Raw genomic sequence first — 16,161 nt, forward strand, 5'->3', positions numbered from 1 at the left:
ACGTACAGTTCTTAATGGGGAATGCGGCGGTAACGCCGCAAACCTACATAACATTTAAAAACGAATCAAAGATGAATAAAATTGGTGTATTTTATGGTTCCACAACCGGAACAACAGAAGACCTTGCCCGTCGAATTGCAGAGAAATTAGATGTACCATCGGCAGATGTATTTGATGTATCCAAGCTAACAGAGGCATTAGTCAATGAATATGACGTATTGGTGCTCGGCTCTTCCACTTGGGGAGCAGGCGAACTTCAGGACGACTGGTACGATGGAGTAAAAGTTTTAAAGAAATGTGATTTATCTCATAAGTCTGTAGCCCTGTTCGGTTGTGGCGATTCTGACTCGTATAGCGACACCTTCTGTGACGCAATAGGCATTCTTTATGAAAACTTGAAAGATACCCATTGTAAATTCTGTGGAGCAACAGACACCGCAGGTTACACATTCGACTCTTCTATCGCTGTTGTAGATGGCAAGTTTGTAGGCCTTCCGCTTGACGAAGTCAACGAAGATAGCAAAACAGACGGACGTATCAACGCATGGGCTGAACAAGTGAAACAAGAAATTAGCTAATTTTACCTTAACATAAAAAGAATACTTTGCATCATGGCAACTGAAAGAATCATCCCCGGCGAAATCCGAATTTTTCTTAATCATATTTATGAGTTTAAGAAAGGCGTACGCAACATGGTACTTTACACAATGAGTAAAGAGCACGAAGAATTTGCCATCCGCCGATTGAAAAATCAAAAGATCAGTTATATGATACAGGAAGTAGGTACCAATAAAATCAACCTGTTTTTTGGAAAGGCAGAATGTATGGAAGCCATGCGGCACATCATCATCCATCCTTTAAATCAACTGACTGCCGAAGAAGATTTTATTTTAGGAGCCATGCTGGGATATGACCTATGCCAGCAATGCAAACGATATTGCAGTAAAAAAGAAGGTATAAAGATGGCAGTTTAAGCGATAACCTTAGCATAAGTTTAGCTTTGTTTGTATGTAGTTTGTCTTGAGTGGAATCGTTTCTTTAAAAATAGGTATCCATTAAAACATTTTCCAATGGAAACTTGTTGTATAAGAAACGATTCACTCAATTATAACAAAATCAAACATTGCAATGAAGCAGCAACAAGAACAACTTACCGCCTATACACTGGCCGGTATTTTCACCCTTTCATTACGACTTATTGTTGGTTGGACTTATTTTTCAGCCTTTTGGCGGAGACTCGTCCTCGAAAACAAACTTATCCCGGATTCTACCGGATACATTGGAGAGAAGTTCAATCATTTCCTACCTAATTCCATAGGAATCAAACCCATCATCGAATATCTCGTCAGCACCCCCGATTTACTTTGGTGGGCGATGGTTATCTTTACTATCATTGAAGGTGTTGTCGGATTACTCTATATGCTTGGTTTCTTTACCAGATTAATGAGTATCGGCGTATTCAGTCTTGCATTCGGCATTCTGTTGGGTTCCGGCTGGTTAGGAACAACCTGTCTTGATGAATGGCAAATAGGTATTTTAGGCGTATCCGCAGGATTCACCATTTTCCTGTCCGGCGGCGGAAAATACTCTTTGGATTATCTGCTACAGCCCCAACTATCCAAAAATAAATGGCTGGTATGGGTTACTTCCGGCGAACTTCCATTGTCTATCAAGCGATTCAGTAAAGTAGCAATCGGCGGTGCAGCCATATTGTTCATACTCACCCTATATACCAACCAGGTTTTTCATAATGGCGTATGGGGACCACTACATAACAAATCAGTAAAACCCAAAATTGAGATATCAGATGCAAATGTCAATAACGGAGCCCTGTCTTTTAAAGTATATCGTGTTGAGGGTGCCGATGTATACGGCTCATTTCTTATTGGCATTACTCTTAAAGACACAAGTGGAAAAGTGATACTTCAAAAGAATGGAGAAGACCTTGCATTATTCCCTCTCACTAATATAAAGAATGATTATATAGCTAAGGTAGTCCCTGGTAAACATAGCCTTATCATCCCATTGGGCAGCAAAGCTACTTTAGCAATTAGAGATAACAGTTTGCAAAATCTTCCCGAAGGCCAGTATGAATTAATATTGACCGACATTAGTGGAATTACTTGGAATAAAAACATCACAATCGAGTAAATCCGGCCTACTCTACAAACGGATCATAGACAAAGGTGTATATCAGCAAAATTTATTCGGCTGGCATACACCTTTATTCTTTCATTTTACCAAAATAACAGGTTTTATCTTCTCAAGCACTCAAAATTACCTACATATACTGAATTTTAGAAATTACTATGCCTAGTATTGGGTATTGCCATATCTTTTAACCTCATATAACTTTGCAGCCGATAAAATTATTAAAAAAATGAGAAAAATAACTGCAATCATTATTCTTTGTTTCCTACATTCTCTCACACTTCCGGCACAGGAAACTAAAGAAAAGTCTAAAAAACGTAAAACTTCTTCCACAGAAGAATATACTAAATTCCGTTTCGGAGGGTATGGAGAAATGGCGGCGAGCTATAAAGATTATAATTTCAATCGTTTTACTCCCAATGGTTCCGGTAAACTTAATCGTGGAGAGATTTCCATTCCACGTTTTGTATTAGCCTTTGATTATAAATTCTCCTCCAAATGGGTATTGAGTACCGAAATCGAATTTGAATACGGAGGTACGGGATCTGCTCGCGAAATTGAATGGTTTGAAGAGAACGGCGAATATGAAACAGAGATTGAAAAAGGCGGTGAAGTAGCTTTGGAACAATTTCATATCACCCGTCTCATTAATAAGCACATCAATCTGCGTTTCGGACACATGATTGTACCGGTAGGATTGACCAACAACCATCATGAGCCTATTAATTTCTTTGGAGTTTACCGCCCGGAAGGTGAAACAACGATATTGCCTTCCACCTGGCATGAAACAGGTATCGCCGTATTCGGTGAAATTGGACGGTTTGATTATGAACTTCAATTAGTCAATGGGCTTGATCCACAAGGATTCCGCAGCGAAGACTGGATAAAAAACGGCAGACAAGGAGCATTCGAAGTCAACAATTTCACCAGTCCGGCTTTTGTAGCCCGCGTAAACTACCATGGGGTAAAAGGATTAAGAGTAGGTGCTTCTTTCTATTATAACCAGACAGCAAAGAACGGAACTAAGCCTTGGAGAAATACAGGTTATAAATTTCCGGTAACCATTGTAACCGGTGATTTGCAATACAAAGGCTTTAATAACAACCTGATTGTACGCGGAAATGCCGTTTATGGAAACCTAGGAGCGAGCGGAGCTTTAACCACAATCAACAACAGTTCTTCAGCAGCTTCCGGTTACCCTAACACAACAGTAGCACAAAATGCAGTCAGCTACGGGGGTGAAGCAGGATATAATATAGGTTCTTTCTTCCATTCTAAAGCTCCCCGTATCTATCCTTTTATTCGTTATGAATATTACAATCCGATGGAAAAGACAGAAGCTAACACAGGTTTGTTGGCCGACAAACGTTTTCAGGTATCAGCCGTAACAGCTGGATTGAATTACTACGCTCTACCCAATCTAGTAATTAAAGCAGACTACACCCACCGCTCCATAGGAGGTGGAAAATATAATGACGAAAACTTAGTCTCTGTAGGCATAGCCTATATTGGTTGGTTTATCAAAAAATAAATATAATTTTTAATAGCAATGAAAATGAAAACATGGAAATTTCTGCCTATAATGGCAATGGGAGTATGTATGGCGATGACCTCTTGTAGTGAAGATTCTAAAAAAGAAGATGTTTCACCCAACCCATTTGCGGGTTTTAATACCCCGGACAGTGGCACTGCAACAGATGATGAATTAAAGGCTGCGGTTGCAACGTATGTAGATGATGTAGTGATTCCTACTTATCAAGATATGTACAATAAAGTAACCGCATTAAACACGGCAGTACAAAAGTTATCAACGTCCTCCAGTGATAATGATGTAGCCAATGCAGCAGACGCTTGGGTTGCAGCACGTAAACCCTGGGAAAAAAGTGAAGCTTTTCTATATGGTCCGGCAGATTTGAATAAGCTCGATCCTAGTCTGGATAGCTGGCCTTTGGATAAAGGAGGTATTGATGCAATTCTACAGTCCGGAAATTGGGAAGACGCTGTCGGAGGAGACGTAGACGACGGTGATGATGCACCAGCCGATGCACCACAGAACTTGCGTGGTTTCCATACTGCCGAATATTTATTGTTTGAGGATGGTGAAGCAAAAAAAATCACAGACCTGGATGCTAATAAAATAGGATACCTCAAGGCTGTTGTCGGACGTATGTCAAAAGACACAGAGCTTTTGTTAAAAGGTTGGACAGAAGGTAAAAATCTGGAGAACGGTGCCTATAAAGATGCAATGAAAGCACCTAACGGAACTTACTCTATAAGCAATATCAAACAATCTGTTGCAATGATACTAAACTCTGACAATGGTGCAGAAGGAATTGCCAATGAAGTAGGTGCAACGAAAATCGGAGATCCGGTAGATAAGTGGAACAGCGGAGATAAAGAAGGTGGTGTATTAGCCGTAGAATCCTGGTATAGCTGGAACTCTTTAGATGATTATACTGATAACATTTACAGCATCCGTAATGCTTACTATGGTAGTTTAGACGGAACTGTTGCCAGTGCAAGTCTGTGCTCTATCATGAAAAAAGTGAACCCGACATTGAACGACATGGTTGTTAAGCAGATTCAGGAAACAATCACAGCAATCAATGACATACCTCACCCCTTCCGTAACAATTTAGGCGCTACTACTGAAGTTAAGAATGCTCAAAACCAATGCGCATTTTTATGCAGTGGTCTGGCTTTAGTCCGCGGAAAATTAGCAGGAGAATAAACAATATTAATTATGATGACTAAGTTCTTTCTTTTAGGAAAGCCGGTTATCAAAGCATTACGAGGAGGACTCCCAAGGCGATTGGGAAGAATCCTCTTTGTTGCGATAAATATAGGCTTCCTGCAAGGTTGTGATCATGATGCTTTCGACGGCATTATTTATAAGCCAAACGGAGAAATAGCAAAACCGGAGGAATTATCAGCCGGTATTTCCACTATTTTTTCTACCGTAAGTGGCGCTTATGACACCAATGCAGACTGGGTCACCGGTGAATTATTAACACGTTTCAATCGTGGCGATGGTTTGTATGACAATTCTCGTGGAGTAGGTACAGGCAGCGGTAATGGATTAGGACCTATTTTTGGAGGCTATTCCTGCGGAGCTTGCCATAGAAACACAGGACGTACTACTCCGGCATGGGTCACAGGTGGTTCCGGTGCAGGCTTTTCATCTATGCTGGTTTATATTACACGCAAAACCGGAGGATATTTCCCCGAATATGGCCGTGTATTACATGACCAGTCCATTTATGGCGTAAAAGCCGAAGGCAAAATAAAGATAACCACTACTACCGAAAAGTTCAAGTTTCCCGATGGAGAAGAATATGAATTAATAACTCCTCATTATGAAATAACAGATTGGTATGATTATGAAATAAAGCCCGAAGATCTGATTATTTCGGTACGTGCCCCCTTGCGGCATGTCGGCATGGGTCAGATGATGGCACTTAACCACGATGAATTGAAACAGTTGGCAGCTCAAAGTAACTATCCCGAATACGGCATTAGCGGACGCCTGAATTATGTGACGGAAAAAGGAAAATATGACATTGGAATATCCGGCAACAAAGCCAACCATCAGGATTTAACAGTAGAACTGGGATTCTCTTCGGATCTGGGGGTAACCAATGACCGTTTTCCACATGAAGTGGGCGAAGGACAATCACAAATGATGGGATTTGCCAACCAAGGTGTAGAGATTTCGACCCGTGACATGGAAGATGTCGATTTATATATGCAGACATTGGGAGTTCCTGCACGCCGCAACGTGGATGACGAAACCATCAAACATGGAGAGCAAATGTTCTATCAAGCAAAATGCCATTTATGCCATACCGTTACTTTACATACCCGCCCGCGAGGCAGCGTATTACTGAACGGAACTCAACTACCCTGGCTGGGCAATCAGATCATTCATCCCTACTCCGACTTCTTATTACACGACATGGGACAAGGATTAGCTGACGATTACCCTAGCGGCCTGGCACGCGGTTGCGAATGGCGTACTACTCCATTATGGGGAATCGGCCTGCAGGAAATTGTCAACGGACATACCTATTTCCTGCATGACGGACGGGCACGTAACCTGACAGAAGCCATCATGTGGCATGACGGCGAGGGAGCCGCTTCACGTTCCATTTTCTCCCGCATGTCGAAAGAAGATCGCGCAGCCTTACTAACATTCTTGAACAGTTTATAATATAATCAGCAACAACAATGAAAAAAAAATATCTAGCACTCGCGCTCACTGCATTTCTGTGCAGCCACTCTTATGCTCAAGATTCAAATGCAAAAGAAATCGATGATAAATATGTAGAGAATGATGTTGTTTCGCTGGCAGGAAAGAAAGGTTTTTCTTTTTCTACCAAAGCCGGTGATTTCTTATTCAAGCCCTATGCCTTAGTTCAAACCAGCCTCTCTTTCAACCGATATGACGATCAAGGTTTGGAAAGCCTTTATGCACGTAACTGGGCAAACAGTGGTTTTGCTATTCCGAACGCAATACTCGGATTTACAGGCAAGGCATTCGGGAAAGTTACATTCAATTTATCACTGAATGCGGCAAAAAGCGGTGCCGCCTTATTGCAACAAGCCTGGTTTGATGTAGCGCTCAAAGAATCATTCCGTATTCGTGTCGGGAAGTTTAAAACGCCGTTTATGCATGCCTATCTGACCACACTGGGGGAAACATTATTTCCGGTGTTGCCCAGTTCCGTGGCAGGTGGCGTATTAATGCCCTATGACATCAATGCTGTGAAGCCGAGCATAGCTACCGGCTTCGACCTAGGTGTTCAGATACATGGTTTGATTAACGGAAAATGGAATTATCAGTTAGGTATTTTCAATGGCACAGGGATTGATGTCAATTCGGCAACCAAAGGAATGTGTGATGATCATAAATGGCTGCCCCAACTGCTTTACTCCGGTCGCCTGGTATATATGCCCAAAGGTGAAATGCCAGCCACACAAGGTAATCCGAACAATCTGAAAGAAGATAAAATGCAATTCGGTGTATCTACATCTTATAATGCCGAGGCCGAAGATCATAGTAGCAGCGATTGGCGTATAGGTGCAGAGTTTGCCATGGTAAAGAACCGTTTCTACTTTGCAGCCGAAGGTTATTACATGAATATGCATTTCACAGAAATCATGCATAAAGACAAAGACCTGAATTACTGGGGAGCTTATACACAGGCCGGTTATTTTGTAACTCCTAAATTACAGGCTGCTCTCCGTTATGATATATTCGATCGCAACGGGACAGACGAAGGCGGTTTGTTGAATATGCCTGCCATCGGAGCCAATTACTACTTTGTCGGTTCTAATTTAAAACTTCAGATGATGTACCAATATCTGGGCAGAACCGGTCATGACACGCAGACTGATCGTGATAATGATGGAGTGGGACTATCACGCCATAGCGTTACCGCTATGTTACAATTCACTTTCTAATGTATAGGAGGAGGAATCTGTCTATGAATAAAAGACTCAACTATTTATTGATAACCTGTGCCTGCCTAAACCTGTGTTCAGCTTGTGATGAAGGTAAAATCTATCCGGATGACACGATTGACAGTGGACGTACGGCTACTGTAACACTTCATTTCACCCATCTGGATGCTTGGCCGCAGAAAAACAATATGTCATTAATCTCCTTAGGTGAGGACGGAGTTACTCCCATATTGGTTAAGCGCATTCTGGAACCATCTAGCGAGGCAGAAGCTGTAACTGTAACATTAAACAACTTAAACGGAAACACGCGTAGTATTGCCGTAGCCGTTATCACGTCCGGAATGTCTTTGGTGCATGCGTATCAGTCATTTCCCGTAAATGCGTCGGATGAATCGCTGACTTTACCAGAGACAACAATCGAAGTGGCTTCATTCAGCCGCATCCAAACGCAAGTTTTCAATGCCAAATGTGTGATGTGTCATGGAGGAAGTACAACAACAGCCGGAGATTTGGATCTGACGGCAGCCAAAGCCTATCAATCACTGATTAATGTAAAAGCTCCCCATTCTGCGAAAGGAAAGAATTATGTCACTCCTGGAGATTTAAACAACAGTTATTTATTAGATGTATTAGAGCACGATAATCACATCGATATATTCAATGGAGCTGAACAACGTGAAGTTCGCGCTTTGATTCGGACATGGATCAAAGCAGGAGCCGAAAACAATTAACTTGTAACAGAAATTTTTGATATGAACAGCAAAAAACAACAACCCTTGAAATCAGAAAAGACTTTAGCAGAAATATTTAAATACGAAGTGGCAGACGGTGTTTCCGAGTATCATTTAATGATTCACGCAATCCAGCCGGAATCCACTTATGAAGAACAATTAAACGCCATTATAGATACATACTACCAATTACGGGAAAAAGAACTGCAAGGGACCGTCGCCATTTTCAAACGATACTTTTTGAGCGACGCTTCCAATCAGGCAGATACCTTGTTGGCACTTACTGCTGAAAGCTCGGATTGCGCACTTTCTATCGTAGAACAGCCACCATTGAATGGAACCAAAGTAGCAGTATGGATTTACCTTCAGACGAAAGTACAGACACAAATGCTGCATAATGGTCTTTTCGAAGTCAAGCATGGACCCTACCGTCACCTTTGGGGTGGCAGCTCTTTCAATCGGGCAGCCAACTCCGAATACCAAACCCGGCTACTATTAAACGACTATGTTATGCAGCTCATTGAACAAGGTTGCAAACTAGCCGCCAACTGTATTCGTACCTGGTTTTTCGTACAGAATGTGGATGTGAATTATGCCGGAGTAGTAAAGGCACGTAACGAAGTATTCGTTACCCAGAACCTGACGGAAAAGACACACTATATCTCCAGCACAGGTATCGGCGGACGCCATGCTGACCCCAAAGTACTTGTACAAATGGACACGTATGCCGTTGGCGGAATCAAACCCGAACAAATTCATTTCCTTTATGCGCCAACACATTTGAATCCCACCTATGAGTATGGTGTCAGTTTTGAACGTGGCACGTATGTAGATTATGGAGACCGGCGCCAAGTATTCATCTCCGGAACAGCAAGTATTAATAATAAAGGCGAGGTGGTATATCCGGGAGAGATCCGTAAACAGACAGAGCGGATGTGGGAAAATGTAGAGGCTTTACTGAAAGAAGCAGAATGTACATTTGATGATATGGGACAAATGATCGTGTATCTGCGTGACATAGCAGATTATACCATCGTCAAAGAAATGTACGACAAACGTTTTCCTTGTACCCCTAAGGTATTTGTACATGCGCCGGTATGCCGCCCGGGATGGTTGATCGAGATGGAATGTATGGGAGTAAAAACCTGTGAAAATAAGGAATACGCTCCCTATTAATATCATTAAAAAGATATGCCGTTGAAAAGATTACTTATCATTTTATACATCTGTCTGATAGGATTACTTGCCGCAGCCACTTTCATAGAGCAAGCATACGGGACAGAGTTTGTAGAAAGAAATATATATCACACAATCTGGTTTTGTTGTTTGTGGGGAGTTATTGCTGCAATAGGGGTTGTTGCCCTCATCCGACGTTCCTTATGGCGGCGACTTCCCGTTTTGCTGTTTCATGGCTCCCTCCTCGTTATCTTGGTGGGGGCCATGATTACATTTATCTATGGCGAACAAGGATATATGCATTTACGTCCGGATACAGTAAAAAGCAGCTTTCATTCGCCACAGGGCGACAAGAACATTCATCTGCCATTCACGATGAAGCTAGATAGTTTCCGGGTAGAGTATTATCCGGGGACAAAAGCTCCCGCCGATTATGTCAGTCATATCAGCTATTCACTTCCCGGTCAGAAAGATTCCGTGCACAACGAATGTATCTCAATGAACCGTATCTTTACTACACAAGGCTTCCGATTTTATCAGTCCTCATTTGACGAAGACGGTCAAGGAAGTTGGCTGACAGTAAATTATGATCCATGGGGTACAAGAGTGACCTATAGCGGCTACATTCTACTGGGCATCTCTATGATTTTACTACTATTTTGCCGTCAGGGAGAGTTTCGTAAGTTACTAAATCATCCCCTATTGAAAAAAGGAGGATTATTTATCTTATTCCTTTTCTACCTGACAGGAACAATGCAGGCACAGCAAACACCTCTTCGTGTATTAAACAAAATACAAGCAGACAGCTTGGCACAACAACAGGTTATTTACCATGACCGGGTAGTACCATTCAATACACTGGCAAGAGACTTCGTCAAAAAACTGACAGGAAAAATCTACTATAAAGGATTGACTCCCGAGCAAGTTATAAGCGGTTGGATTCTTTACCCGGATTCATGGAAGAATGAACCTATGATATACATCAAAAGTCCCGAACTGCATCATTTACTCGGTTTGGAATCTTCTTACGCACGCTTGACCGATTTATTTGACGGTCCAGTCTACCGTCTTCAGAAAACCTGGCAACAAGAACAGGGAAAAAGTAGCAAACTCGCCAAAGCCATCCAGGAAACGGATGAAAAAGTGGGACTGATCCTGATGGTGGAAAAAGGAACATTCATCCAGCCATTACCCACTGATGGTAGCGTGCAACCTCTCTCCGAACTGGAAGTGAAAGCCGAATTACTCTACAACCGGATTCCGTTCAGCAAGATTCTTTTTATGATAAATCTGTCATTGGGAGTGTTGTCTTTCATGCTTCTACTTCATAACAGCCTGCAAAGAAATACACCCTCGCCCAAAGCCAAAACGATTTCCCGCACAGCAGGAACGATCTTTTCTGTTGCACTCTATCTTGCTTTCATATTCCATTTAGCAGGATATTGCCTGCGCTGGTATATTGGCGGACGTGTTCCTCTTAGCAACGGTTATGAGACAATGCAGTTCATGGCACTCTGCATCCTCTTGATAGCCTGTCTGCTCCATCGAAGATTCTCATTTATACTTCCATTCGGATTCTTGCTCTCCGGCTTTGCGTTGTTAGTCTCTTATCTGGGACAGATGAATCCCCAGATCACCCCATTAATGCCGGTGCTCGTCTCTCCGTGGCTAAGTATTCATGTTTCATTGATTATGATGTCTTATGCCCTATTGGCATTCATCATGCTAAACGGAATACTGGCATTATGCCTCCGAAAAAAAGAATCGGAAAACAATGTCTCCGGAAACGACGCTGTACAAGACAACCGGATAGAACAGTTGACGCTAGTCAGCCGTTTGCTACTCTACCCTGCTACGTTCTTTTTAGGGGCAGGCATCTTTCTGGGAGCAGTTTGGGCAAACGTTTCCTGGGGAAGATACTGGGCGTGGGACCCGAAAGAAGTATGGGCGCTGATCACTTTCCTGGTATATGGAGTAGCATTCCATTCACAAAGCCTGCGCATTTTCCGCAAACCACTATTCTTCCATATCTATATGATTCTTGCTTTCCTGACTGTCTTAATGACCTATTTCGGAGTAAATTATGTTCTTGGGGGGATGCATAGTTATGCAAATTCCTAAACCACTATATATAGCTAGTAACCGATAGAAGAATACCCATTTTAGGGGATTGCGGGAAAAGCGGAAAGCCCCTATCTTTGCAGTATCAGAATTAAATTAATTAGTCATAATTATATTACGTAGCCACATTAAAAATACATAGAAATCGGCCGAAGTGATTCACCCGCATTTCTTTTATTTGGTTGTTAAGTTAGAAAAAACCATATAATGTATTCATTTTGGAATATGAATAGATGACATATTCTAAAAGAGGCAAGGACGTCCGGCTTGTGAAAGCCGGACGTTTTTTTATATCAGTAAGAGAATAAAGTAAGAGAGCTCATGCATTCATGAGCTCTTTCCAACCAGCCGTTTCGAAAACGATATACTCCGCTATAAATTTCTCCATCTCCTCCTTCTTCACAGGATGCAACACCAACTCTTCGAGTAAGGCAAACAACCATACCGTATTCAAGTGAATGAAAAAATTGGTTATTGCTATATTGATATGCGGATATTTCTGTTTCATTCCTTGAAAAAAGACAGAAATCGTACGCGTCATCAAATCCGTATATTCGGAACGGAAGTTCTCCAAAACAGAACCTTGTGCCTGAAAAAGCAGCAGCCGTAAACGGTCACGATGTTCAGAGACTAATCTGATATATTCCCGTACAGATGTTTTCTGGTAATCCGAATCCATAAAGACATCGATTGTCATCTGATCGGCATCATGATTATAAATCATAGCATACAGATCATTCAATACCGGTTTCAGAATCGTACGGAATATCTCATCTTTATTGGTGAAATAATGATAGATATTACTCACCGTCACCCCTGCCCTCGAAGCTATTTCACGCATAGAGGCATCCTTGTATCCCTTTTCCAGAAACACTTCTTCGGCTACCTTCAAGATTCGCTCTTGTATATCTCCCTTCAAAAACTGCATAGTATCACTGCTATTTATCCATTCATATTTGTAACCTGTCTGTTCACCATCCGGGCAAATATACCATTTTTCTTTTTCAATTCCTCCGGTGTTCCCATTTCAGCAACACTTCCATTCTCCAATACTACAATTTTGTCGGCATTGGCAACGGTTCGCATACGGTGCGCAATAATCAGTACTGTTTTGTTACGTACCAATTCCGATATGCCTGCCTGTATCTTGGTTTCATTTTCCACATCGAGCGAAGCAGTAGCCTCATCCAGCAAAACAATTGGAGCATCCTTCAACAAAGCGCGGGCGATGGAAATACGCTGCCGCTCACCACCTGACAATGTTTCCCCGTTCTCACCGATAATCGTCTGATATCCCTGCGGCATTTTAGTGACAAACTCATCACATTGTGCTAGGCGGGCAACTCTCCGGACTTCCTCATCCGTAGCATCCCGTTTGCCAATACGGATATTATCCATGATGGAAGCATTAAAAAGAACTACTTCCTGAAAAACAACGGAATAGTTCGTCAGTAACGTTTCAGGATCAATCCGGCTGATATCCTGTCCGCCGAGGGTAATCTTTCCCGACTGAATATCCCAAAAACGTGCTGCCAACCTGGCTGCCGTACTCTTGCCACTGCCCGAAGGACCCACCAAAGCTGTTTTTTCGCCTTGTCGGGCAGTAAAGGACAAGTTCTTCAATATTTGTTTTCCCTGCTCATAAGCAAAGTCTACCTGCTGAAACTCGATGTCATAGCCTTTAGGAGTAAAATCGGTAGTTCCATGCTGTACCGGCAATGCTTCCATCTCATTCATTCTGCTGATACGCACATCCAGATAGAACAAAGCGGCAATATTATTCATCACCTCGCTGATCGGAGCATATACACGCGAGCCGATCACCATAAATATAAGATAGGTAAACAAATCGATTGTCCCCGAAGCCAAGAGATTGGCACCGACGATAATGACGCTTGCCAAGCCGAGTTTCAATACACTTTGGGAACCGTTTACCAATATGCCGAGCACCAGTTCATTACGGGTCAGTACCTTTTCATAGGTATCGATGCTTGCATCCAATTTCTCCAGATAGTCCCTCTCCTGATTATAAGATTTTATCTCCTGAATAGTATCAAGTCCTTCTTGAATATGTTCAGTCACCATTCGCTTGTTCAGATAATTACTTTCATTGCTTTTCTGTATTTCCTTCTTCGAGAAAAGAAGAATTGCGGCGGCAAGCGGCACTACCCAGAACAAAGCAATCGTCAACTGCCAGTTATAAAATGCCATACCGACGGTAATAAGCAGAATGCTGATAATGGAAGCAAACAACTGGGGAACCGCATGCGAGAAAGTATGTTCGAGATCAGTGCAGTCATCCATAATCGTGGCGGTAAGGTCGGAAAGATTCTTTTCGCCGAAGAAAGCCAGAGGCAACTTGCGAAGTTTTTCCGCCAATGAGATACGCCGGTTCGCGCTCTCATCATAAACGGTGGTATAGGTGCTACGATATTGCAATACCGCAAATATATACATGACTATCATAAAGATAATACCGAGTATGCTATAGTAGAGAATACCATGCGTCACCGAAACCGAAGGCTGAAACACCGGACGAAGATATTCCTCAAGAAAGAGAAAAACAAATACCGCCGGCAACATCAATACAATATCTAGCAGTGTAGTGAAAAACACACCTTTACAGAAATCTTTTGCTCCTTTAGTTGAAAGGGCAAAACGTCTTTTTATTACTTCAATCATTAGAAACCTCCTTTCCTATTGTCCAGCGAACGGATTGCTGGTATTCATTCCACATATTATAATAGATACCTTGTTTTTCAAGCAGTTTGGCATGTGTGCCTTGTTCCGCAATCTTACCCTTGTCAATCACAAGAATATTATCGGCATCCGTGATGCTTGAAAGACGGTGGGCAATCATCAATACGGTTTTTCCTTTTGTCAGTTCTTTCAGGGCTTGCTGAATCAGATGCTCATTTTCGGGATCGGCAAAAGCAGTCGCTTCGTCCAGTACGATGATGGGGGCATTTTTCAGTATCGCACGTGCGAGCACGATTCGTTGTTGTTCCCCGCCGGAGAGATACGTTCCTTCTGTACCGATCTTTGTATTTAGTCCGAGCGGAAGTTTATTGATAATTTCCCGGCATTGTGCCATATCTACTGCCCGTTCCACTTCCTCCATTGTCGCGTTGGGATTACCATATTTGATATTTTCAAGCAAAGAAGTCTTAAATAGCTTTGTATTCTGAAACACAAAAGAAATATGTTTCATCAGTTCTTCAGGGGCGATTTCTCTTACATTGATGCCACCTATTAAAACCTTCCCTTCTGTTGCCTCCCAGAAACGGGGAACAAGACGGGCAATTGTCGTTTTCCCTCCGCCTGAAGCTCCGACAAGAGCTACTGTCCTTCCTTGCGTAATGGTGAAACTGATATCATCCACCGCCTTTTGATTAGCTCCCGGATAGCTGAAGGAAACCTTTTCGAACTGAATACTGAATTCCTTTACCGGTTGTGGATGCGCTACAACAGTCAGGTGCTCATAAGCAACCAGATTTTCAAGACGTCCGATGGCCTCACTCGCCTGCCCCAAAGCCTGATTGAGATACATACTTTTCATGATACTTTGGGAGAATACGGGAGTAATGAGAACAAATAGGAAGAAATTAAGTAATACCGATGCATAATTACCAGAATAACCGATCAGCAAAATAGCCAACGGAGCAAGGAAAAACACAAAGCCATTGATAATAACGGTATAGAGCGACATCGGCTTCTCCCACATTCGTGTATAGCCGAATACCATTTTATTATAATTCATGATACAGCGATGAAAGTTCTTGAAAGAGTAAATGGTCTGCTGGAAAACCTTCACTACGGGAATTCCTCTCACATACTCTACAGCTTCGGTATTCATTTCCTCCAGAGAAGTCATGTAGCTTTTCATAAACTGCCGTCCCTCCGCATTCATCATAAATCCCATAACCAGCATGGCAATAATTACAGGAACGATACATGCCAGACCGAGTATCCAGTCGAACATAAAAATCAGTATGACAGCTACCAACGGCACTAGAAAAGTAGCCGCAAGGTCGGGCAACTGATGTGCCAGAAAACTATGGGTAACCCCTGCATTGTCATCTATAATCTTACGGATACGTCCGCTCGTATTAATGTCAAAGAAACCGAGAGGCATACGCACTATCTGGCGCATGGCTTCTTTGCGCAAATTCGATTCAACCCGAAAAGCTGCAAGATGCGAAGACATCAAGGCGGCAAAATAAAGGACGATACTCGCCACGGCCATGCCTGCCGCCCACCAGGCATACGTCACCACATTACCGGAAGAGGTTATCTCTCCGTATTCAAGCAGTTCTCTCACAATCAGCCAAATAAGAATATAAGGCAACATGCCCGCCAGGGCACTTAGGGCAGACAGTAGCATTGCCGCAGGCAAAAGCACTTTCCGTTTACCCATGTAGTTCTGAAGTTTTTTCAATGTACTCATAACGTACGTTCAATCTATATTAAGTTCGACAATCATTTAACTTATCGCTTGTTTTCAAAAAAGAACAATATT

At 42.4% G+C, this 16,161-nt stretch carries 13 protein-coding genes; 10 read left to right on the forward strand and 3 right to left on the reverse strand.

Annotated elements, in window-relative coordinates:
* Positions 1-71: 71 nt before the first annotated feature.
* The 10 genes from fldA to ccsA all read left to right on the forward strand — a co-directional run bounded on the left by fldA (position 72) and on the right by ccsA (position 11,642).
* A complete protein-coding gene (fldA, locus tag DW173_RS18550) occupies positions 72-578 on the forward strand; it encodes a flavodoxin FldA (protein WP_120144995.1) in 507 nt (168 codons plus the stop codon).
* 33 nt (positions 579-611) lie between these two features.
* Positions 612-974 carry a DUF2023 family protein gene (locus DW173_RS18555; protein WP_004312525.1) on the forward strand — a complete coding sequence of 121 codons (363 nt, stop codon included), beginning with the start codon at positions 612-614 and terminating at the stop codon, positions 972-974.
* A 154-nt stretch (positions 975-1,128) separates the two neighbouring features.
* Entirely contained in the window at positions 1,129-2,151 is a 1,023-nt protein-coding gene (locus tag DW173_RS18560) for a TQO small subunit DoxD (protein WP_004312526.1), read from the forward strand.
* Positions 2,152-2,380: 229 nt separating this feature from the next.
* On the forward strand, positions 2,381-3,682 hold the full coding sequence (locus tag DW173_RS18565) for a porin (RefSeq protein WP_120144977.1): 1,302 nt from the start codon (positions 2,381-2,383) through the stop codon (positions 3,680-3,682).
* 24 nt (positions 3,683-3,706) lie between these two features.
* Complete coding sequence (locus DW173_RS18570) at positions 3,707-4,882, forward strand: imelysin family protein (protein ID WP_004312528.1); 1,176 nt, start codon at positions 3,707-3,709, stop codon at positions 4,880-4,882.
* Between the two features lie 12 nt (positions 4,883-4,894).
* Complete coding sequence (locus tag DW173_RS18575; protein WP_004312529.1) at positions 4,895-6,361, forward strand: di-heme oxidoredictase family protein; 1,467 nt, start codon at positions 4,895-4,897, stop codon at positions 6,359-6,361.
* A gap of 17 nt (positions 6,362-6,378) precedes the next feature.
* Entirely contained in the window at positions 6,379-7,614 is a 1,236-nt protein-coding gene (locus tag DW173_RS18580; RefSeq protein WP_004312530.1) for a porin, read from the forward strand.
* A gap of 23 nt (positions 7,615-7,637) precedes the next feature.
* Entirely contained in the window at positions 7,638-8,345 is a 708-nt protein-coding gene (locus DW173_RS18585; protein ID WP_004312531.1) for a hypothetical protein, read from the forward strand.
* A 21-nt stretch (positions 8,346-8,366) separates the two neighbouring features.
* On the forward strand, positions 8,367-9,521 hold the full coding sequence (locus tag DW173_RS18590; protein WP_049702559.1) for a Rid family hydrolase: 1,155 nt from the start codon (positions 8,367-8,369) through the stop codon (positions 9,519-9,521).
* A 15-nt stretch (positions 9,522-9,536) separates the two neighbouring features.
* Complete coding sequence (gene ccsA, locus DW173_RS18595) at positions 9,537-11,642, forward strand: cytochrome c biogenesis protein CcsA (protein WP_004312533.1); 2,106 nt, start codon at positions 9,537-9,539, stop codon at positions 11,640-11,642.
* Between the two features lie 319 nt (positions 11,643-11,961).
* On the opposite strand, the gene DW173_RS18600 is transcribed toward ccsA, so the two are convergent.
* Genes DW173_RS18600 through DW173_RS18610 form a run of 3 tightly spaced genes read right to left on the reverse strand, consistent with a single transcriptional unit; the run spans position 11,962 to position 16,089 of the window.
* Entirely contained in the window at positions 11,962-12,570 is a 609-nt protein-coding gene (locus DW173_RS18600; RefSeq protein WP_004312534.1) for a TetR/AcrR family transcriptional regulator, read from the reverse strand.
* A gap of 14 nt (positions 12,571-12,584) precedes the next feature.
* Positions 12,585-14,324 carry an ABC transporter ATP-binding protein gene (locus DW173_RS18605; RefSeq protein WP_009040477.1) on the reverse strand — a complete coding sequence of 580 codons (1,740 nt, stop codon included), beginning with the start codon at positions 14,322-14,324 and terminating at the stop codon, positions 12,585-12,587.
* Positions 14,317-16,089 (reverse strand): ABC transporter ATP-binding protein, encoded by a 1,773-nt coding sequence (locus DW173_RS18610; protein ID WP_008019731.1) that lies wholly within the window; start codon positions 16,087-16,089, stop codon positions 14,317-14,319. The genes DW173_RS18605 and DW173_RS18610 overlap by 8 nt, the downstream gene beginning before the upstream one ends.
* Positions 16,090-16,161 lie beyond the last annotated feature (72 nt).

Source organism: Bacteroides sp. AM16-13 (assembly GCF_003602705.1).
GTDB lineage: Bacteria > Bacteroidota > Bacteroidia > Bacteroidales > Bacteroidaceae > Bacteroides > Bacteroides xylanisolvens.